Below are 21,166 nucleotides of genomic sequence, written 5' to 3' on the forward strand. Positions count from 1 at the left end.
TAGACATAATGGAGGAGCGCCTGCTAATACAGAGCCTGGTGAAGGAATTTAAGTAATACTAATATACAAGTTATAAATTTTGTGTAAGAAAAAAGACTTTGTGATTTACAAGGTCTTTTTATTTTTGTAAAAATACCCCTGTGATTTTTACCTATGTGAATGTATTAGTTGAGAAATTTTCGAGAAGATGCGCCGAAAACAGTTAAATATTTCTTTTTGAAAGTACGATTTGCTATCCATACGATTATTAAGTACATGGTTTATCTAAAATAACTTGATAAATCATATCTATATGGAATGAGAAACAGGAATGTCCTTTATCCAAATAAGAATGTTTATATCATTTATAAGAAAGTACTAACCTAATAATCCTTCTCAATAATGACCAAAATAAAACGTTAATATATATAATTTAAAAGATATGAATCATTACATAAAATCTCCAGTTAAAAAGAATGTATGATGGTAGTGTAATACAAACATCAAGGGGGAACTTAAAATGAAGTTAAATAAATTAATAGTTAGTTGTGGAGTAATTTCAGCATTAACATTTGGCATGTTAGGGAATAGTGCATATGCTGAAGAAGTACAGAAATCAAATGATGCAATCAATGTCATTAAACATGTTCCTACAGACTTATTATTAACTCAAACAATGGATTATACTGGAGAAGCTGTAACCTCTTTTGTATATACGGGGAGTACAGATTTAAGCTTTTTTATAAAAAATAATGGTCAAAATAAAATGGGATATAGCGTAAAAGGTCCAAATAAAGAACCAATCATTGGTGGTTATATAAAACCGGGAGAACAAAAAGTTAATGTTACAAATGTGCGGAATGCGTTATCTCCATTACCGGTGGGAACATATAAAATTTACGTTTCAAATGATGATGGATCTACAGGACAATTCCAAGTTGCGGTAAACTCTTTGAATTAAATTTTTAAAAGCTGTTTTATAAAATAAACTACATCCACCTCTAATTTTTAGGGCACATCTAACCGTTGGAGGTGGATTTAATCGTTTGATATTAAGTGGGTAAGCCTACTTTTTATTGAATAAAATGGACATTTCAAAGAAGTTGATTTAATTTTCGCTTACTAGGAGAGACTATATCGATTCGAGAATTATCCATAAAAGAAAAAACGAGCACTCTTATTCATAGTGAAAGAGTGCTCGTTTTACTACTAATACATAGAAGGAGATATGCTTCCAACCACTTATAAATACAATTTTGTCTTTTCATCGCTAATTGTGGCGGGACATTGGAATAAGGAATGGAATAGATATTAAAGTGTTAAAAATATAGTATGCAAGATTGCATGAGAAATATAGTTGATATGCAATTAAGTTGTAACTATAATAGTTACATGTTGGTTGCATTCAATCTATAAAATGAATTCATCAAGAATGGAGATGTTATAAAATGGGTATGAAAAAAATAATCTTAGCAGGTGCTTTAGGTATCGCAGCATTGTCAGGAATGAATTTACCAGGTTTAGAAGCAACAAAAGCGAGTGCTGCTTCTGTTGAATCGAATTTATCAACGATTGAAGGGCGTGTAGTAGATATTAATAGTGGTGTGATTGTTGTGAAATCTAATCAATTTGAAGAACCTATTAGTATTTATGTAGAATCACTTTCGAATGTTAAAGTAGGAAATGAAGTAAAAGCTACTGGAGCTATGATGCGTAATTTCACTGAATATATGATTGCAAATTCAGTTGAAAATACATCATTCAAGTTAGGCATGCACATGAAAGAAGACGGTTCACCTGATTATGTAATTGGTGAAGTATCTAAAGTAGGAAAGATGGAAGATGAGATAGAAGATCCTACAGACTATGTGATTGTTCAATATCCTTCGGTAAATGGAAAAAAAGCTAGCATTGAAGTTTACTTAACAAAAGGACAAACATTTAAAACAGATGATACTGTCAAAATTGATATGAAATATGTTGGTTGGGGAGGAACATCTATTAACTGGAATACAACTGATAATATTGAGAAAGTTCAGGTAGTAAAAAATACAGTTGAAAATAATGATGATAGATGGATCTGGTCTTAATTAAAATTGTAAGAGCTATTTTTGCGAATTACTTCTATAACTAATGTTTAAGCCTCGTGTGTGTAAAGTAAGAATAAAATAAGTAATGAGTAATTTATTAATCTATCGAATGAAATGTATCAACGCGAGGGAGTGGCGCTTATAAACAAGCGTCCGATTCCTGTGAAGGTGTTAAAAAGCACAGGTGACCATGTATTAATTGGTTTCTATGAAGCTAAAAGTACAGTGAACTATGACGGTGTGTATAAAGGACAAGCTGTAGCATTTGAAGCGAAATCAACACAGAGTCTTACGCGATTCGATTTAAGTAACATTGCACAGCACCAATTAGATTACTTGGAGAAAGCAGAGAAGATGGGAGCAGTGTGTTTCTTCCTTATAGAGTTTAGTAAGGACCAAACAGTATTCTTGGTACCAGCATCAGTTGTTCAATCTTATGTAAGGGTTTCTCATCAACCGGATGGTAAGAAGTCTATATCAAGAGCAGACTTTGATATTTATGGATACTTAGTGGAACGAACAGAAAGAGCACCAGTTGATTACTTACAATACATCGATGAGACAGGATTAATTCCAGGGGTGTTAGAGGGAATGATTCAGTTAGATCAGGACCATGCAAGGATTACAAATAACATTGAAGCAGCGAAAGAGAAGATGAACAACAAGAAACGAAAGTTATTAAAGGCTTAATGGATAGCGGAACGACGGCGAGTAGATGGTGGGGGCTACTTACTAACCGTCGTTCCCTTATTCAACAATGAGATATTAAAATTTTACGTACCTTATGTGATGTTAAAATTACAAATTCGAAATAGGGGAATTCCTTCATGGAACAATTATCTTTATTACCAGCAATCGATGACAATAAAGTGCAAAAGGAAGTAGTCAGCATATTAAAGGAATACGGTACATTAAAGATGCGATTCAATAATGAAGTGGAACAGGAAGGAATCAGTCTGTTTCCGGAGTTGCGTAATTCGAAGACTATGAGCCAATTTAAAGTAAGACAGATTGAGAAAGTACCAGATGATATTTTAGATGATGATGAAAGAAGTATCATTTCAATGAAGTTCTTAACTAATAAATCTGTAAAGGATTCGTTTGTACAGAATGAACTGATGATAAGTAACTCGTATTTTTATACGAAGAAGAAAAGTGCAATTAAACTGGTTGCTACAGCACTTGGGATTATTTAAAAATGGCAGAGAAAATGCATAGTTTTTGCGTATTTTTTGAGTGGTTTTTGAGGTTGGGATAAACGGTAAAGTTAGTATCACAAGGGGAACACAATCCCTTCCGGTGCTGGCATCCTGCGGAAGAATGCTCCCAAGGATATATCCGCAAGTATTAATTGCTGAAATGTAAGTAGGCATTAATGCAGTGCACTCTGTTGCGATGGATGTCTAATGTGGGGCGATGAGGTAAGAGCACTCTGACGGACGAAAAGACCAATGAATGTATAACTATGACATATTCCAGTGTGGCGGGTGTAATATACTTGCATTCGTCATACTGTTTCTATTATATTTATCATTCAACTCGGAATGCGTCCTCTGGGTTGATAGTGAATATAATGCCTTTCTATTCTTTGTTAATGTCGTTCTTGAAAATGGAAATGGGGTGGTTGTTCATGATTGAATGAACATCGCGTTTCTAAAAAGAAATACGAATAAATTAGATCTTTATCATTACATTGCTTCAATTGCTCATTAGTAATTACTCACGATCTTTATTAATGACCAAACGAGGGCAAAGAGCTTCCGCTCTTTTTTTGAGCTAACGCAGCAGATTCTCCCATCCGTCCCCTTGAAAATACGTTAGTTCAAATAAGGCGCCGGAATAAATATATGCGTCTTATAAATTAAAAGATACCCTTTGTGTAAATGAGAGAGTTACCCCATAGCTCTCTTTGAGCATATAGGAAACTGTATGTTGAAAGAGAGTTTTAGGTCAGGTACATCGTGTACCTGACCTAAAATACCGACTCTACGGAGTATAAACGAGAAGATTCTTAGTCTTCTCCCAGTCACCGACACAGGGCGTGTAGCCATATTAGTTGATGCGGTGATTTGGAGAAGCCTGAGAGTATCTAGAATACCAGAGGCTTGAAGAGATACTTATTGCCATTTGTTCGCTCTCTTCCCCCTTCAGGAGCTGTCACTTCGGTGGTGGCTTTTTGTTTTGTAGGATATTCTTCTTTTCTGTCGAATAGATAGATTGGGAGAGGTGGGGAATAAGTAAATGAAAAAATTTATAATAAGCATAGAAGCAGTCGATGGTAAACAACACCAATTTGAAATTGAGTATAAAAAGACAGTAACAGTTGCTGCTATAGAAAATTCTATACAAGCAAGAGAAGCTAGATTCTTCAGATTTGGAGATCGTATGGTTAATTTGGACAATGTATTCTCTTTAGTGGTAAAAGAGAAGAAGGATTAAATACAAAAAAAGCATCCAAAATGGGTGCTTTTTTCTTTGTTATATAGAGATTACACAATAAATATTTTTAAAGGTGTCCTTAGGTATTATTTGGAATTGAACATCATATAATGGCATAGTAAGGTCTTTCCAATATGTGTTAACCTATACATTTTACGAGAGAGCACTTGAACTGGGAATTGCTCTTTTTCGCTTGCACTTTTTGAAAAGGACAAGCATATATTAGAGTATGGGGTAGCCCCACTTCATATATTTGAGCACCTATCGATTATGGGTGCTCTTTTATTTTGTATAAAATGGAGGTTAATGATGGGTGTAACATTAGAAGAATTAGAAAAGTGTTTTAATGAATCCGTAAATGAAGGAGCAGAGTATGTAGCTGTTCAGATTGAAATGGATGGATTTCCTAGCGATGAAGTAATTATTAACGACAAATATAATATTGATTCTAAACTAGCGTATTATAAGAAAACGTACAATGAAGATTTAGAGCATAGATATGCTCCAGGAATTCGTATTGCAGGTTTTGCGTTCTCAGGAATTCTACGTGGATTAGCAATTATCGTAGGCGCTGCCGTGATCGATTTAGCGTCTTATTTGTTGTTAAGGGAAGATAAGGATAAATAAAAAAGAGAGCCGAAGCCCTCTTTTGGAACCGAACTCGATTAATTACGCACAAATCGGAATTCCTAACGCTATTAAAGTTAATGCTACTTGAAGAGAAATCTCTAATCTAGCAATTTCAATCCCAGCAACTGAGACAACTAAAAAAGGTTGGCCATTTATGAATAGAACGCAACTTGTCATGACTACGCCTCCTTTCTAGTAATCTACTACAGTATATGAATCAAATAATAATATGTAATAGTTAAATTGATGGATTTAATAGAATTGATAGATTTACCATGTGCTAACAAAACAAACGAACACAACGAACGAAAAAAAAAGCAAGATTCAAATGAGCCCTGCTAGGTGGAGAGATACGATCAATTGTTCAATAGCTACAATGAACTCTGGTGAAATGTTAAATTCAAACTTAAAATGCATATAGCAATCGCCCTTTTTGTTTTTCCCTTACGGGGCTATATACAAAAATAAATACCAGTCTCCACATAAAAAGCGCACAAAAATATCGATAGTTAACAAAGTGAAGTTTATGCAGGAAATAACGAGAGTTTAATGGTGGAAATAGCGTAAAATCAACGATGTATAAAAGGTATTGGAAATGGAAGTATTCGAAAGTGCCGAAAACGTTGATATGACGGCATATTTCCCAAAAACCTTGTTTACATAAGAAATCTTATCAGAAGTTGTAAAAATTAGAGGGGGTTCCGTCTCAAAATGAAAAGAATTCTTATCTTATTGAGACATATAAGAGAATTTCAAAGTTATATTTTCAATTCTGTATTAGAATTAAATTAGGCTCAACTTTTACATAAAATAAGAGCAATAAAGAACACTTTTGACGTAAAAAGCACTAAAAGAAACAATCTCTTTTGATATTACAAACGGCTTAGTTTTGAGTATAATACAGCCTAGTTAGCCCTAAAGGATTAACTTAGCTGTTTTGTCATAAATTTATCTTAATGTGTTTTTTATGCTGATCGGACTCTATTAGTAACCGCACAATCAAAAATGATATATAAAAGCAGATGGATCTGGGACTAAAAAATATTACTAACTGATGAAAAGTGAACAATGCATTCTGTTGGATTGAACATAAAAGAATTGAAAGAGGGGTGCAAAAGCATACACTGCATAACTTCGCACGAAATACCAATTTTACGCACAATAATACGATTATATAAAAATCAAATACAGTTTCTAGGGATTTCAAGCCCAAATGCATGAATAGTAGTATATTGGTATACGCCATATAATTCATATTTTATATAAGAATAATCAAATACTGAATTACTCATAAACAATTTTTATAGTGAATTACATTTTAATTTATAAGAGCTTTTCTTGTGTTGATCTATCTAACTCCTGATTAACCTTGATTAAATTAACCAATTCACATTTTATAACGAATTTTAAACTGTGTTCATGTATTCATTTTGTTAGAATTTATATTTGAAAATCGTTTAATTTTATATACATATATAATTTTTATCGCCAAATATAAATTTATCACTTGGTTATCTATAACTTTTATTAGAATAACTACACTTTCCCATTCAATTTCGAGTGAATTTTAGTATCCCATAATTTAATTATGTAAATAAGTTCGTGTAAAAATTGAATTTAACGCGAACTTGTGTTCGTGTGTTTTTTCTGTTATAGTATATATGAGGTGATTTTTATGGATTACAGCAAGCAACGTCAAAAATCAGTACATCGTAAGAAATTATACGAGAATTTAAATGAAATGCCTTTTTACATAGAAGAATTTGTGGAGTACAAAGAATTGCATGATGCCTCTCCCTCCACCCTACTGAATTATGTATATGATTTTAGAGTTTTCTTTAATTGGCTATTATCTGAACAAATTATTGAATTTAAGCTCATTAAAGACATATCTTTCTCTGATTTGGAGAATTTAAAGAAAAAAGATGTTGAGAATTTTATGAGGTTTTTAAAACTACAACAAAATATGCAGAATTCCTCTGTTAACAGAAAAATTTCAGCCTTAAAGTCTTTATTTAAGTACCTTACCTCCCTATCAGAGAATGATGATGGAGAATGTTATTTTTATAGAAATGTAATGGCTAAAATTGAAATACATAAAGATAAGGAAACATTAAATGCCCGTGCAAAACGTATGAGATCTAAAATATTTCATAATGATGACGATCAAGAGTTTTTGAATTACATTAAGTACGAACATGAAAAATCTTTAACAAAACATCAGTTGTTCTATTTCCTAAGAGATAAAGATCGTGATGTAGCTATTCTTTCCCTCTTTCTTGGTAGTGGTATTCGTGTAAGTGAATTGGCCGATCTTCGTATGGAAGATATAAACTTAAAAGAAAGGCTAATTGATGTAATACGAAAAGGAAACAAAGAAGATTCTGTATGGATTACCCCAATTGCATTGAATGATCTTGAAAATTATATGGAAATTAGAGATAAAAAATATGCTCCAGGGAAAGAATTAAAAAATGTATTCTTATCGAAGTATAAACATACTGCACAGCCTCTTTCGGTTAGGGCTATCCAAGATATCGTAGAAAAATATACTAAGGCCTACGGTAAAAGAATGTCTCCTCATAAATTAAGACATACATTGGCAAATAAATTATATATGGAAGAAAAAGACTCGTTACAAGTGATGCAGCAACTTGGGCATACGAGTCAAGATACAGCTTTGCTATATACACAACTTGGAGAAACAACTATTAAAGATAGTTTAGGCAGAATAGGAAAGAATAAGGAATAAAAGTTCAGCAATTTTGCATTGTTGAACTTTTATTCCTTTATATACTTTAGATTTAAACGCTATTTATTATTCGTTTTAAATTTGATTTTATTATGTAAAAAATACATAATTTGAATCCTTCTATAATTGGTATATAAAGACTCTTTCTTGATGGATATAAATGAAAATTTTAGATTCCTACAATTGTTGGTTACGTTAAACACGGATTTAATGTAAAATTAAACATTCTAATACATATCTCTCCTCTTCTTAACGAAAAACATATATCAATAGACTATTAGCCCTTTACATATTTTTCATTTCAATTGGGCTTAAACCGAATGAACATTATAAAATTACTAATTTAAAAATCTATATTTCTTGTTATATAAAAGCAAATTCTCAACTGAATTGCGCTTATTCTGTAAAATTCTTATCATTATTTATCTATTACAACTATGATTAGAAATAATTGGACCTAATTTTGGTTCAAAAATATGTAGTTCAGGTTTGACTAAATTAATCATTAAAACTTAATATATATATAAAAAATAACTTAGCGGAGGAATCATTTTGAAAAATAGGTTACAACATAAACATTCAACATTACCTTTTAAAACAAGAAAATTTGATCGTACGTCTTTCAAAAGGAGTGAAAAAGAAAAGAATCAATCTTCTATATTTTTAACACAAGCTGCCATTGTGGTCCTTTTATTAACTGCTTTAACTTATTCATTCACTGCTCTTTTTAAATATGGATATCACAGTTATTACAAACTAAATTCTCTTTCTCTCATTAAAATTGAAATGAATGATTTACTTAATTACTTTCTTATGGTCTTTCCATTTATACTTCCATCTCTTATGGCTTACATTTTGATTTTTGTCACTATTGTTAAACCATTCCAGCACGCAATGAACTGGAAAAAGTTAGATAAGCAAGTCCACTATACATTGATTATACTATTAATTATTTATGTCCCCCTCTCCTTGGTATTTAATGTTAAAATATTAAACCATTGGATTTCGTACATAATACCACTGGTTATTGAATTATTGTTTCTAAGTTATAAACATCTCCCGCAACAAATTCAAACTATTTTAAAATACCTTGCAACTCCTATGCATTCCTATAAATATCTTACTCAGTTCAATTAATTTTTCAATCACCATAATGTCATTGTCTGTATATCGGCGTCTGCCACGATTATCTTTCTTTACAGTGAATCCCTCACGCTGTAATACTTCCATGTACTTTCTAAGGGTTCTATCACTTATCCCTAGTGGTTTGTTTACTTTACTAGCAGATTACACTATTTCATCCGTCATAGCGTACCAACATCTCCTGATGACAATACTCCATGATATTGGGAAATTCCTGCAAAGAAAAAAGCCCTATAGTATAGGACCGTCAATTACTATTGTTTTAAAAACTGTAGGCTTTGAATAATCATCTGAATGTGAGACGTATCTGCCCACAATATAAAGTATTCATATTTTCTTCCTGATAACTGAATTGGAGTTGGATAAGTAACAATTATAGCGGCTTGTTTCATCATTTCATGCGGCTGATCAGATGATGGCAAAATTAGACGTGCTGATTGCCCTTGGACATTTATATTTTTTATAGAAGGTTGAGAACCATAGGGCCTTATTTGGTGAAATGCTTCTTGTTGGGTGATTTGATCAAGCGATAAGCTATTATCAGAGAGGAGTGATATTTGAAAAAATTCCATTTGAAATCCATAACGCTCCTCATAACCAGCCATTTTCATCCAATATTCAGGATAATAAAATTTTATATTGTAATCAGAGTTTAAATAGAGTTTTTGGCGTGAAGGTGATGGACGGATAAACCCATAAGGATAAAAATAATAAGGCATTATTGTTCTTCCTCCAAGCTTAAAATAAATAAACCTCTTATTTTAGTACTCTGTTTCCTTTCAATCCTTTACTGTAGATATCCACATCGGCACTTAAGTTACATAAGGATTATAGGTATATCCTTCATTTAAGGAATGAAAATTTCTAAATGAAGTGGAAGTGTATCGTGGTTACCTAGGGGGGATACCTTCAGCGAATTTCATCACAGCTACATAAATATCAGAGATCTTATACCAAGTACCCGAATCTACGATACCTGTCTGAGGTAATTTGAAAATAGATTGAAATTTTTTGACAGACTTTTGAGTTGCAGGCCCAAATGAGCCGTCAACTGTAATTTCCCCTATTTCTGGATAATTTTGCGATATTTTATTTATATACTGTTGGAGAGCATTTACATATTTTCCTGTAGAACCAATTTGTAGATTTTGACCTGGAAACGATTCTAGATTACCTTCCGCTATTGGAGCATTAAATAAATTAATTTTTGACCCATAATAATGCTGCAAAATTTGCATATCATTTTTTCCTAAATCAGCAAGATGTTTACTTCCCCATTGTGATAACCAGTTTGGGCATGTCACCATTTTCCCATCACAATATTGAGCCAGAAATGGTATAAATGGTGATGAATCAGAAGTGCTAATATATCTGTCAAATATATTGTTAACTGCATTGCTAATGGTCGAAAAGATAGTTGTGTTATGAGTATATTTATGGTCAAATGCAGTGGAGGACGTGATTGTAAATCCCCTTCCTTTCCCTCTATAAAACTCCGTATATACACGGTTTAACGTAAATGAAACGATGCAATGGACATTGGATTTAATACACTCAATAGGCCAGCCAGGATAGATTTCACTACATGCTACATTTGTAATATAATTTTTAAAATCCACTCGATAATTAGGTGCAGAATTGTTATTTGGATGTCCATCATGAACAATAACATGGCTAGGAATTTTGGGTATATTATCTATTAAATGATACGCATGCGGAACCATTTCTTGTATTACTTCCTTTTGAATTTGTTCCTCAGATAATTTTGGCACTTTACCTAACAACGCATGGTCTGAAATGGTAATTTCCTGTATTTGACGATTTCTGGTTTGACCCAACTCAGTAAGTTGAACAGGCTGTGTAGACTCAATGTCTGCAAAAACTTGAACCCCTTTAATTTCTGAAGTGACATGTCCTTCTGATTCAACTTTCACATTGTACTTAGCATATGGAATAACACCAACAGGAGATAAGGAAAGACTTTTTTTAGGAGCTGGTAATTTTATTGTTTGTGTTTGACCAGATTTATCCGTTTGTAGTCTAGTAATCACGTTTCCGTTTACATCCATAACAGAAACTTTTGCCCCAGTAATCGGTTTCGCTTGCTCTCCTACAAATGAAAATACATTTAATGTACCAGTAGTCTGCCTATCAAATACATTATATTCATTGTACATATAATCATCACCCATATATTTTTATTTCGTATGTGATATAATCCTCAAGACTTATTCATATTAGTTAAATATTAGCGACACCTTCCCCTAAGAAATAGATACTATCTTTGGATATTTCTATGAATACTTACTTTATGTGTATACGCACTTGCCTACAATATATAAGCCTGATTTTTAAAAAATAAGCCCATCTATATAGGACTAAATTGCTTTAGCAATCTCAACAAGTAATCCCATAAACAATGGAATCTTTTGAACAACTATATAACCGATCCCCGGTTGACTTATTAGCAAGAATCCTCGTTCCTGACTACCAACCATAATAAACAAACCATCACAAATGCTACAACGGATATAATTGAACTGATAGATAATACGTTCCTATAAATAAAAAAGTCCCTATACACACAGGACTTTTTTTATAGCTTCATCAGTAAAAAAATACATATTCTTCAATTCCGTATATATTTATCTTTCCTCAAGAAGTGCTCTTTCTTTTTTTCATTCTGAAAGCACTCTTTCTTATTCGTTCTAAATGTGCTTTCTTTTGTTCTTCATATCGTAATGTTACACAAGTCATTACTACGGAGAACAAAAAAGATACATACGCTACTATAACTGCCGTAAAATAAATATAATCAATAAATATTAGATTATTATAATCAACAAATAGGAATGCAGGTATCAAAATAATTATTAGCGATTTATAACTCTCAGAAAATACTTTTTTAAAAGCACGAATCACTCATCGCATAAACAATGGAATCATTTGAACAACTATATAGCCGATCCCTGCCCTTGAAATAAGAGAAAAACCCCGTTCCTGGCTACCAACCATAATGAACAGCTCACCGCATAACGCTACAACGGATGCTATCGGATAGGACACTGCTTTAATTAAGAATATAACTGGTTCAAAAGCATTTACAATACGATTGTATAACTGGCCATCTATATAATTTTTTATTGCTCCGTCATTGGACTGTACATCTTTAAATACTTCATTCACGTCTGGGTTATTATCGTCAGCAAATACATGAGGAATATCTTTGAACTCCCCCCACTTTCTCTTCGTTTAGAAGTGGGGGATTCCTAAGTAAAGAGTTCTATCGAACTCTAATTGATTAGGCGCTATCTCCGCAGTCCTTGCGGTTAGAAGCCTTATCGCTTCATGCTTTAGATTGATACTTGCGTTAATATCTCTATCATGATGTGTTTGACATGAAGGGCAAACCCATTTACGTAGGTTTAGATTTTTAACGTCTTTATTTTGATACCCACAACAAGAACATAGTTGGCTGGAAGCAAATGTTTTCGATACGACAATGACATGTAGATTTATTAAAAAAAGAGTTCAATAGTTGGGAAATATAAATAGGAAATGATTAAACTTTTTTATAAAAGAATAAACAAACTGAAAATATTAAGAGCGTGTTTTGATTAGCTTTTTTCAAAACACGCTCTTTTCTATAATTGTTTATCAGTGGTATTTAGTATTAATTTGATCAAACTTTATTTAAAGGTAACAACAATGTTTAGAATAGAGAGAAATATCCTCCAAGTCATTAACGCAAACTAAGAAACGTCTTGTTTCACCATGTGGATCTTCTACTTTTTATCCCTCTAAACATGATAGATCATTAGTGATATTTGCTAAAAATAAATTATTTTTATTTACACAAAAGTACTTCTAAATTCTTCTATTTTATTCTTAATACTTTAAATGAAATTTCTGTAAGCTTGACGTAGACATATGTTTCCTGGAAGCGTAATATGTAAAGGCCCCCATGAAGGATTCGCATCATGCAAAATATTTAACATACTTAACATCCTATCAAATATAACTGGAAGATTACCATTGCTAGATAATGCCTCAACAACAGAGGCAGCAACAACATGAGTAGCAAACACGCTTGATTCAAAGTTATTAGGCAATGGGTTTACGACTGATAAATTTGAGCGCAGTTGCTGAACAATCGTTTCATCCGTATTTTTCCAATTTTGAATCTCACTTAGTGCATGGCCGCCTAGTACTTGTAGTCTCGATTGCGCAATGACAGATGCAACAATTTCTGCAGATTTTCGAGCATCCTCCGCACTTACTTGAGTTCCATCGAGAATAATTTTTTTAAGGTCTTTATCTGTCTCGGATGCTATAACATCCGCCCAATTTTTTGCACCGTCAAAACTAAGTAAATTTACTGTAGATGCAGCTAAATAGCCCCGTAAAATATCAGCTGGATGTGGATCGTTAGTGGGTCCCTCATTACTTAATTCAGGTTTTCCTTGGAAAGCGGCACGAAGACCCCTAAAATATCCGATTAAGCCTATGCCAGCTGCAGGTCCCATATTAAGTATCCCTAAAACATCTGATGCTGTTTCATCAATTCTTGATGCCCAATATTCTGGCAATCCATCATTCAAATTCTGATTGTTCAGCTCATTGAAAACACTCGTGGAAAGTTCTTTAAGCAATCCAGTATCAGCATGTAGAATATCGTGTCCACCTGTTTCATGGCCTAGTGCACCCCATGCTAAAACACCCCGTCTAGCATTAACGGGAGGAAGATTCACTATCCCTGTCTGCAAACCAAAGGTTTGAGAAGTGCCATCAACCGGAATAGTATACGGGCCAGATTCTGGATTTCCCCATTTTACAAGTGGAGGAATAACGCTTTTATCTGGTCGTTTTACTCCTGTACGATCTTCATTACTTAGAAAGCCATCATAGATATCACTAACTACCTCCTGAAAAGCGCGTGTTGCCTTTTTGTTATACCCTTCCCCATACTGCAATATCGCTTGAATAATATCGAACATCACTTGGGATGTACCATCATTTCGTAAAAGGATTTTATTAAATCCATCTTGCCCAATATGATTTAGTGTTTGCATAAACGGTTCAAATACGGCTTTTTGATAAAGTGAGGGCAACTTATCCCGACAAGCTTCCAATTTTCCTCGTAACTCATTATAGTCCTTTATATCACTTGGACCGGTATCACTGTCAAATGCAGCTTTTTTAACATCATCGATACATTGAGAAAGATTGCTGATATCTGGCATACTTGAAGCCAAATCTGTGTCAGGTGGTTGTGAATTCTCTGAAAAACTTGATACTTTCATCATTTTACCTCCATAAGATCTTTAGTTTTTACATTAATACATATTGAACGTAGTTTGTGATTAATTATCTAATCACAGCTATTATATTTTGACGTTTGTTCTCTATTTATACCAAAAAAATCAAGTAAGCTAACATTCGTATAAATTAATATAACTATTATACTAGACTATTGTAGTATAAAGTGCATACCGAGAGCTTGGAGTCCATTCGAAAGACTTCTAAGCTCTCGGCCACACTACGAAGGCATGTCCTTTCCATTGTTAAGCTATAGGAGATGGGGGCCCACCGGCTTTGTATCGATATAGCCGCCGTATAGACAAATCACATCGATAACTGGTGGGTCCGCACAAATCGCTGGAATGTACGAGTAATGATTATGAGAGCCGCCATTGCAGCCAAGTAACCCTCCGTCGAATTACCTACCAAAATAAACTTGATATATAAGTACATTTCATACTTTCATTAATACTTACTAATATTTCTTATAAGTGAACCCGATGTAAGGTACTTTACATGAAATAATAAAAAACAACATCTGTTAACATTTGATAACACCCAAAGCCCTTTAGAAGAAATTGATTAAAAACCAAAATAATCCAGATAATATTTTTTTATTCTATAAAAATGGATCTATTGGGAAGAATAGATTTTGTGATCATGCCTTTAGTTGAATCGCGAACATATTTGGGCCCAATCCCCATTAGCAATAATGGAGCAAAAAATCGTAGTAATCGTGCTTTTTTCATTAACAAAGGGTTCTATCTTTTATTATTTCCTGGGTTTTCTTTGAAGTTCTCTTATACTTTCTGGGCAATCATCAGGTTCAAATCCAAATTACCATAGTGAGTCTGTAAAGGAGCAAAAATATGACACCAAAATTTTATATTATTAGACACGGAGAGTCAGATTCTAATGACCATGTTTCTCCATTAAACGAAAGAGGAAAAGTGCAAGCTGAAAGATTGGCTGAATTTTTATCGGATTTCACGAAATTTGAAGATGATATTATAATTAGCAGTCCGTTCTTACGTGCTAGCGAAACTACAGCAATTTTAACTGCACGAACAGACCAAACGTTTTGCACAGATAAGCGTTTGGAAGAGCGTAATATAGGCGATTATCAAGGTAATGATTTATGGGGAGTTCTTAAGAACCATTTTAAAGATATGGAACATAAATTTCCAAATGGTGAATCTAATGGTGAAGTGTTATCTCGTGTGAACAGCCTAATGGAAGAGCTGAAGAATAGTAATCATCAAAATATATTTTTAATTACACATCGTTTTACAATGATGCTCTTGTTTAATGAACTCGATAAAAATTTTGATTTTGACAAAGGAAGTTTAATTACAAATCCAGATGTTTATGAAATAAATTCTATTAATGGAGAGATCTCAATTAAACGATTGTGGAATGAGAAATGATTAAATTTCAAATAATCTCATGCTATACCTTTTAAATTTTGAAAGCTAGTAGTATAAGTGCTTTTTCGCATACATTTTTTAGTAAATCGAATTATCTTACAAATAAATTAAATAACGTAAAAACCAAGATTCGAGATAATATTAAAAAACACATTAAAGGTAGTAAGTTTTTATGATATATAGCACAAAATATACTAAGGTATATGAAAATAATGCATCCTTATAAATTAAGACATACATTTGTAAATAAATTATATCTGGAAGAAAGAGACTCATTACAAGTGATGCAGTAACTTAGACATACCAGTCAAGATACAGCGTTATTATACAATCAACTTTGGGAAACAACTATTAAAGATAGTTTAAGAAGAATAGGAAAAAATAAAGAATAAGAGTTTAGCAATTACACATTGCGGACTCTTATTCTTTTTACCCTAGTTAAATATATATTTTATTATAAAGAAATTAACAATTTGAATTCTACATTATTCGATATATAAAACACGATCTTGATTAGAGACATAGTTAAAATTTATAGATTCCTACACTAATAGGAATTTATAAAGCACTTGGATGATCAGCAGTCTATTTTTCTTTCACTTTCACAGGTAATTCATCTTTTTTACTTCTTCCCAAGATTTTACTCCTTTTCCTTCAGAATAATATACGAGAAGAAAAGCGTCTTTACGAAGGTTCTTTGGGGCGAAAAATTCTAATTCCTTTTCTTTACCTTCCTTATCATAGCCTACTAATTTATATGTGTAGTTTTTCCCCATCAATTGTCATTCTTATTTTTTGTTTCGGATTTGCTGTTACCACCCAAGCATTCGGTAAATAGCGGTCTTCATGAGATAATGTAGAAGGTGAATTTATAACCCTTCCTCCTAAATATAGAGTAGCCGAAGATCCTCCATCCATTGCCATTGCATTTATTGCTCCTTTTTCATATAGAATATCTTGACACTCTTTTAACGTAGCTCCTATGCTATGTGTCTGCCTACCGTCTATCACTAGAAACATTATTGTGCCGTCCTCTTTTTGGGCCATAATACTTCGCGGAGCAGAACCCCAACCACCGTCTCCTTCTGTGATCATTTTTTCTTCATTTACAATTAACTGTGGCATAATTATCTAAGAGTTGTTGGGTAGAATAATTTCCAGTTATCATTTGTCCAAACTTTGTTAAACCTGTAATAATTGTAGGGGTATTTCTATCCATATTCGTATCAATAGCTTCCCCATTTTCTATTACTATTCCAGTTGCAACATTTCCTCCTCCCCTTCCTGTTTCATCAGCAAATCCACTTGCATTCACAGCAACAAGTGCATGATTACGTTTTGCCATTACACTAATTTTTTCTCCCCTGTTAGCTCCTTGTGTTCCTTGATGGCTAACAAGTTTAACATTGAAGGGATTGCTAATGGTAATTAACTTTCCTTCAAAAAGAAAACGACTATCTTTATTACTTTTAATTGTTTCTACATCAATTTCTAATGGCTGATTTTTTAATTCTTCTAATCTTTTTCCTACTATTTTTTTATAAATAGCCTCATCACTATTTGACCATTTTGGATGATTAATTCTATCTTGCAGTTTATCTAGTTCCTTTTGGGATAGGAATGTATATTTCGCATATTGTGGATGCTGAGAAGTTAGTATACTTCCAGCAATTGTTACACGAAGATCTCGGCCATAGTTAGTACCAAATAATATTCCTATGCCAATAAGCATGAAAATAGAAAAAAGAAGCAAAATTCGTTTGAAGATTTTTCTTAGATGTTTCATAGGTTTCTCCTCCGGCATTAATTACATTCAATGAATCCTTTAAGATATTATTTTCCTAAAGACAAAAGTGTTTGTTTCCCTCATTCCCGAGTTCCCCACTATGTCTTGGCAAGCAAAGCAAAATACTTATTCTACATTTCGTATTTATTTCAGTGTATATTTACAAATTTAATAACGTTTTTGCAACCATGAAATAAATTACTAATCCTGTTCCGTCAACAAATGTTGTAATAAATGGACCAGAAACGACTGCAGGATCTAATTTTAATTTTCTCAGAATCAAAGGTAAAACAGCTGCAACAAGAGAGGCCCAAATAACAATAAATAATAAAGTGATTGCTACAACTTGTGCAACTTCTGTTCCAACTCCTAACATATAAGCACGAGTGAGCCCAGCCACCCCAAGTGCAAGTCCGAGAAGCATGCCAATTGCAAATTCCTTTTTCATTACACGGAAAATGTCTTTAAATTTCACCTCTCCAATACCGATTGCACGAGTAATTGTTGCTACAACCTGTGTTCCTGTATTTCCTCCAGTACCTACTAATAACGGTACAAAGAAAGCTAAGGCAACTACTGTTTCAATTTCGTCTTCAAAATACTTTAGTACTGTACCTGTATATGCTTCAGCAACAAAAAGAAGCAATAACCATGGTAGACGTTTTAAGAAAATGCTCCAAATACTAGATTCAAAGTAAGATTGATTTAACGGTTCACTTCCGCCTAACTTTTGGATATCTTCTGTAGCTTCTGCTTCCATAACATTCATTACGACTAGAACAAGCTAAAAATATTTGGAGTGGTAGCGGAAAACTTTTATTTTTTTTAGCTGCAATTTTTTTCCTAATCTATAAACAGCCAAACTTAGGATCTGCACTTTTAATATTAGGTTTAGGTTTTAGCATATTTCTTTGCTCTGGAATAAATGTAAATCTATTAATTAAAAGAATTATAATCGGTTCTATTTTTTGGTTACCTTTTTTATACTTTTTAATTCAATTTAGTTTGTCAGAAGTTCAAAAGACACGTATTACTACAATTCTCAATCCCTTTGTTGATGCGCAAGGAAAAGGATATCAGCTTGTAAATTCTTTTATTGCCATTGGCTCTGGAGGAATTACTGGACGTGGACTCGGAAATAGCATTCAAAAAACCGGTTATCTTCCAGAACCACATACTGATTTTATAATGGCAATAGTTTCTGAAGAACTAGGGTTTATTGGTGTATTTATTATATTGGCAGGGGTTTTGACTATCGTTCTTCGTTCCTTAAAAATTGCACAACTATGTGTAGATCCATTCGGAAGTTTTATAGCAATTGGTATAGGATGTATGATTGGTATGCAATCCATTGTAAATTTAGGTGGTATTACGGGACTATTTCCTCTTACTGGTACCCCATTTCCATTTGTTAGTTTTGGTGGAAGTTCTTTAATGGTCAATTTAATAGCAATAGGAATATTGCTTAATATATCAATTTTCAATAAAATTAAGTTTGATAATTATAATATATAATCATTGCATAAATGCGATTTCATAAGTCTTGGAGTCTCTATCCAAATCACTTGCCAATTTGTAAACATGTGTACGTATATCATATTAGTATTATATCCCCCTTCTATCTATCTGTTCGTTAAATGAGAATTTAACGAACACTTGGATTGTGAAAGTTAAACTCCCCTCCTATCTTGTTGTACATGTACAAAGACATGAAAATGGATTCTTTTTAGACAAGAAAATGGGTAATTTTTTATAAAGGGAGGCTCTTTAAAAGGTGTAACAAAATTAATTTTTCAATTTTGTTACTGGACTAACTATACAGAAGTGTTCAAATGATTAAACCATTAGATGTTATATGATGATTTAAATACCTATAAAAAACTACATTCTATATAGAATGTAGTTTTTTTACTAATTTATTTATTTTTCACTTCACTTTTATAGAAATTGTATAACTGCTCTATAGATGGACTAGATAAAAGAGGAATTGCCCTCTCAACTAATTCTCTATTCCAATCAAACCAACGCATTTCCATTAACATATTAATTTCTGTATCAGTGAACCGTTTTTTTATTTCTTTAGCGGGATTACCCCCAACTATTGTATATGGTGGAACATCTTTAGAAACTACAGATCCAGCTGCAATAATTGCACCTTCGCCAATTGTAACACCAGGCATGATTATAGCATTCATACCAATCCAAGCATCACTTTTTATGACTGTATCACCCTTCGGTTCAAATGATTGTTCTATTTGCTCAACGAATGGATAAACTGTAACCCATTCTGAGTGGTGGTTATGATTACCCCCCATTAATATGACAACTCCAGTTGCAATACAAACATAATTTCCGATTATGAGTTTATCAAGATGCCAACCCATTTGTTCAATTGGATTGAAAAGCGCTCGAGACTTAACATCTCCCCACAAATATCTTACACAACCATCTTCAAAATTTTGATGTCCATAATATCCTGAATAATAGGAGTACTCTCCTACTTCAATAAGTGGATTTGTTACTATATCTTTTAAATACTTTGTTTCAGACCAATGATTAAATAATGGATGCCTCATAACTATATTCCTCGCTTCTAAGTATTGTAGATTTTTGCAATTTACTTAGAAGCTTAATACGACAGCCACATTTTTTAATTTTTTCAAACGACGAATCATCATTCTCAAGCCTTTCGTGTATAATAATAAGAGGATAACAAAACAAATTACATTAGTCAATTTTTTGTATCTTCTTTCTTTTTATAGGATCAAATGGTTTATACAATGTATATAATGTTTGTTTGTGATCTGAAAATTATTCATATCTAGAACATAAATTTCTTTTGAAATCTATATATTTCATGAACATTACATTATTATTGGTTAAGTAGTTTAGGGTCTCTTGTCGCAAGCTCGAAAATCGATAATTTTTAGACAGGAAAATAGAGCATTTATGAATATCTTTTGTTATTTATGTAGAATTGAATTTTAACTTCACATTTAATTAGTATTTGCTATTTTTACAAAGTACCCATTTTCTTGTCTCGATATATGGACAAGAAAATGGGTACTAAATGAAATGTATCTGTAGATAATTCAGCATTTTACACTTTAAAATCAGTTCCTACTTTCATGACTTTTTACAAACGACATGAATCTCTAAACTATTTCGAGAAGAAAGTACAAAATTTATTTACTGTCTATTTATCAACGTTTGTTAATGAGATTTTATTTTAGACTTATATGCCGTTCTACACTTCTTATTAGAACTGTATTACTCAATATTAATTTCTTCTAAGATTATAGATGGATTAACAACAAATATAATGAAGTTTAAGTTTGTAGTATGTACTAGTATTCTATTCTTCGAGGAATATGGAGTTCCAATATAAACAACATGATCGAGCTTATTATGAGGAACGTCATTCGTAGATATAGTAATTATATCTTTTAAAGGGATGGTAATCTCTGCTGATTGCCATGCAATCATTATACTATCTTGGGACTTTGTTATGCTAATTCTTGACATTTTATATCAATCCTTTATTAATTTCAGATAAATAATTAACCAATTACCTAAATTATTTTAAATAAAACCATCTATCATTATATAAGGATTTTAA

14 protein-coding genes and 8 pseudogenes are annotated in these 21,166 nt (G+C 32.6%); 10 read left to right on the forward strand and 12 right to left on the reverse strand.

What is annotated here, in order from left to right:
- Nucleotides 1–499: 499 nt before the first annotated feature.
- From MKX66_RS27995 to MKX66_RS28020, 6 genes are all read left to right on the forward strand, one after another.
- The gene (locus MKX66_RS27995; RefSeq protein ID WP_113769903.1) at nucleotides 500–940 is read left to right on the forward strand and encodes a hypothetical protein; all 441 of its coding nucleotides are present in this window, start codon (nucleotides 500–502) and stop codon (nucleotides 938–940) included.
- A gap of 487 nt (nucleotides 941–1,427) precedes the next feature.
- On the forward strand, nucleotides 1,428–2,069 hold the full coding sequence (locus tag MKX66_RS28000; protein WP_341087732.1) for a hypothetical protein: 642 nt from the start codon (nucleotides 1,428–1,430) through the stop codon (nucleotides 2,067–2,069).
- Nucleotides 2,070–2,165: 96 nt separating this feature from the next.
- Nucleotides 2,166–2,759, forward strand: coding sequence for a Holliday junction resolvase RecU (locus MKX66_RS28005; RefSeq protein WP_326996949.1), 594 nt, complete (start codon nucleotides 2,166–2,168; stop codon nucleotides 2,757–2,759).
- Nucleotides 2,760–2,896: 137 nt separating this feature from the next.
- Nucleotides 2,897–3,265 carry an ArpU family phage packaging/lysis transcriptional regulator gene (locus MKX66_RS28010; RefSeq protein WP_326996925.1) on the forward strand — a complete coding sequence of 123 codons (369 nt, stop codon included), beginning with the start codon at nucleotides 2,897–2,899 and terminating at the stop codon, nucleotides 3,263–3,265.
- 1,045 nt (nucleotides 3,266–4,310) lie between these two features.
- Nucleotides 4,311–4,508: a hypothetical protein gene (locus MKX66_RS28015; protein WP_113769899.1), complete on the forward strand. Its 198-nt coding sequence runs from the start codon at nucleotides 4,311–4,313 to the stop codon at nucleotides 4,506–4,508.
- A gap of 309 nt (nucleotides 4,509–4,817) precedes the next feature.
- Nucleotides 4,818–5,135 carry a hypothetical protein gene (locus MKX66_RS28020; protein ID WP_341087733.1) on the forward strand — a complete coding sequence of 106 codons (318 nt, stop codon included), beginning with the start codon at nucleotides 4,818–4,820 and terminating at the stop codon, nucleotides 5,133–5,135.
- Between the two features lie 42 nt (nucleotides 5,136–5,177).
- Here the strand turns inward: MKX66_RS28020 and MKX66_RS28025 are convergent, their stop codons facing one another.
- Nucleotides 5,178–5,315 (reverse strand): DUF3956 domain-containing protein, encoded by a 138-nt coding sequence (locus MKX66_RS28025; protein ID WP_113769897.1) that lies wholly within the window; start codon nucleotides 5,313–5,315, stop codon nucleotides 5,178–5,180.
- 1,498 nt (nucleotides 5,316–6,813) lie between these two features.
- On the opposite strand from MKX66_RS28025, the gene xerS reads away from it, so the two are divergent.
- Complete coding sequence (gene xerS, locus MKX66_RS28030) at nucleotides 6,814–7,890, forward strand: tyrosine recombinase XerS (RefSeq protein WP_341087735.1); 1,077 nt, start codon at nucleotides 6,814–6,816, stop codon at nucleotides 7,888–7,890.
- A gap of 1,119 nt (nucleotides 7,891–9,009) precedes the next feature.
- Here xerS and MKX66_RS28035 read toward each other — a convergent pair.
- The 6 genes and pseudogenes from MKX66_RS28035 to MKX66_RS28060 all read right to left on the reverse strand — a co-directional run.
- Nucleotides 9,010–9,198: pseudogene (locus MKX66_RS28035) on the reverse strand (MerR family transcriptional regulator); the annotation flags it as partial.
- A gap of 89 nt (nucleotides 9,199–9,287) precedes the next feature.
- A complete protein-coding gene (locus tag MKX66_RS28040; protein ID WP_326997561.1) occupies nucleotides 9,288–9,752 on the reverse strand; it encodes a peptidase M56 in 465 nt (154 codons plus the stop codon).
- 171 nt (nucleotides 9,753–9,923) lie between these two features.
- The gene (locus MKX66_RS28045; protein ID WP_341087739.1) at nucleotides 9,924–11,210 is read right to left on the reverse strand and encodes a peptidoglycan-binding protein; all 1,287 of its coding nucleotides are present in this window, start codon (nucleotides 11,208–11,210) and stop codon (nucleotides 9,924–9,926) included.
- A 745-nt stretch (nucleotides 11,211–11,955) separates the two neighbouring features.
- Nucleotides 11,956–12,258, reverse strand: a pseudogene (locus tag MKX66_RS28050) (hypothetical protein); the annotation flags it as partial.
- A 27-nt stretch (nucleotides 12,259–12,285) separates the two neighbouring features.
- Nucleotides 12,286–12,540: pseudogene (locus tag MKX66_RS28055) on the reverse strand (zinc ribbon domain-containing protein); the annotation flags it as partial.
- 389 nt (nucleotides 12,541–12,929) lie between these two features.
- The gene (locus MKX66_RS28060) at nucleotides 12,930–14,336 is read right to left on the reverse strand and encodes a hypothetical protein (protein WP_341087744.1); all 1,407 of its coding nucleotides are present in this window, start codon (nucleotides 14,334–14,336) and stop codon (nucleotides 12,930–12,932) included.
- An 867-nt stretch (nucleotides 14,337–15,203) separates the two neighbouring features.
- Between MKX66_RS28060 and MKX66_RS28065 the strand changes: the two genes are divergently transcribed.
- Nucleotides 15,204–15,761, forward strand: coding sequence for a histidine phosphatase family protein (locus MKX66_RS28065; protein WP_341087746.1), 558 nt, complete (start codon nucleotides 15,204–15,206; stop codon nucleotides 15,759–15,761).
- A gap of 187 nt (nucleotides 15,762–15,948) precedes the next feature.
- Nucleotides 15,949–16,153 (forward strand): annotated as a pseudogene (locus tag MKX66_RS28070) (tyrosine recombinase XerS); the annotation flags it as partial.
- 193 nt (nucleotides 16,154–16,346) lie between these two features.
- Here the strand turns inward: MKX66_RS28070 and MKX66_RS28075 are convergent.
- The 3 pseudogenes from MKX66_RS28075 to MKX66_RS28085 all read right to left on the reverse strand — a co-directional run.
- Nucleotides 16,347–16,525, reverse strand: a pseudogene (locus tag MKX66_RS28075) (YxeA family protein); the annotation flags it as partial.
- Nucleotides 16,515–17,547 (reverse strand): annotated as a pseudogene (locus tag MKX66_RS28080) (phosphodiester glycosidase family protein). The pseudogenes MKX66_RS28080 and MKX66_RS28075, both read right to left, overlap by 11 nt.
- A 160-nt stretch (nucleotides 17,548–17,707) precedes the next feature.
- Nucleotides 17,708–18,319: pseudogene (locus tag MKX66_RS28085) on the reverse strand (magnesium transporter); the annotation flags it as partial.
- Between MKX66_RS28085 and MKX66_RS28090 the strand changes: the two are divergent.
- Nucleotides 18,313–19,062, forward strand: a pseudogene (locus MKX66_RS28090) (FtsW/RodA/SpoVE family cell cycle protein); the annotation flags it as partial. The pseudogenes MKX66_RS28085 and MKX66_RS28090 overlap by 7 nt on opposite strands.
- 401 nt (nucleotides 19,063–19,463) lie before the next feature.
- Here the strand turns inward: MKX66_RS28090 and MKX66_RS28095 are convergent.
- Both MKX66_RS28095 and MKX66_RS28100 read right to left on the reverse strand, forming a co-directional pair.
- A complete protein-coding gene (locus MKX66_RS28095) occupies nucleotides 19,464–20,123 on the reverse strand; it encodes a CatB-related O-acetyltransferase (RefSeq protein ID WP_326997569.1) in 660 nt (219 codons plus the stop codon).
- A 694-nt stretch (nucleotides 20,124–20,817) separates the two neighbouring features.
- Nucleotides 20,818–21,072, reverse strand: a complete 255-nt coding sequence (locus MKX66_RS28100) for a SunI/YnzG family protein (protein ID WP_326997570.1) — start codon at nucleotides 21,070–21,072, stop codon at nucleotides 20,818–20,820.
- Between the last annotated feature and the right edge of the window lie 94 nt (nucleotides 21,073–21,166).

Source organism: Bacillus sp. FSL R9-9530 (genome assembly GCF_038008145.1).
Lineage (GTDB): Bacteria > Bacillota > Bacilli > Bacillales > Bacillaceae_G > Bacillus_A > Bacillus_A mycoides.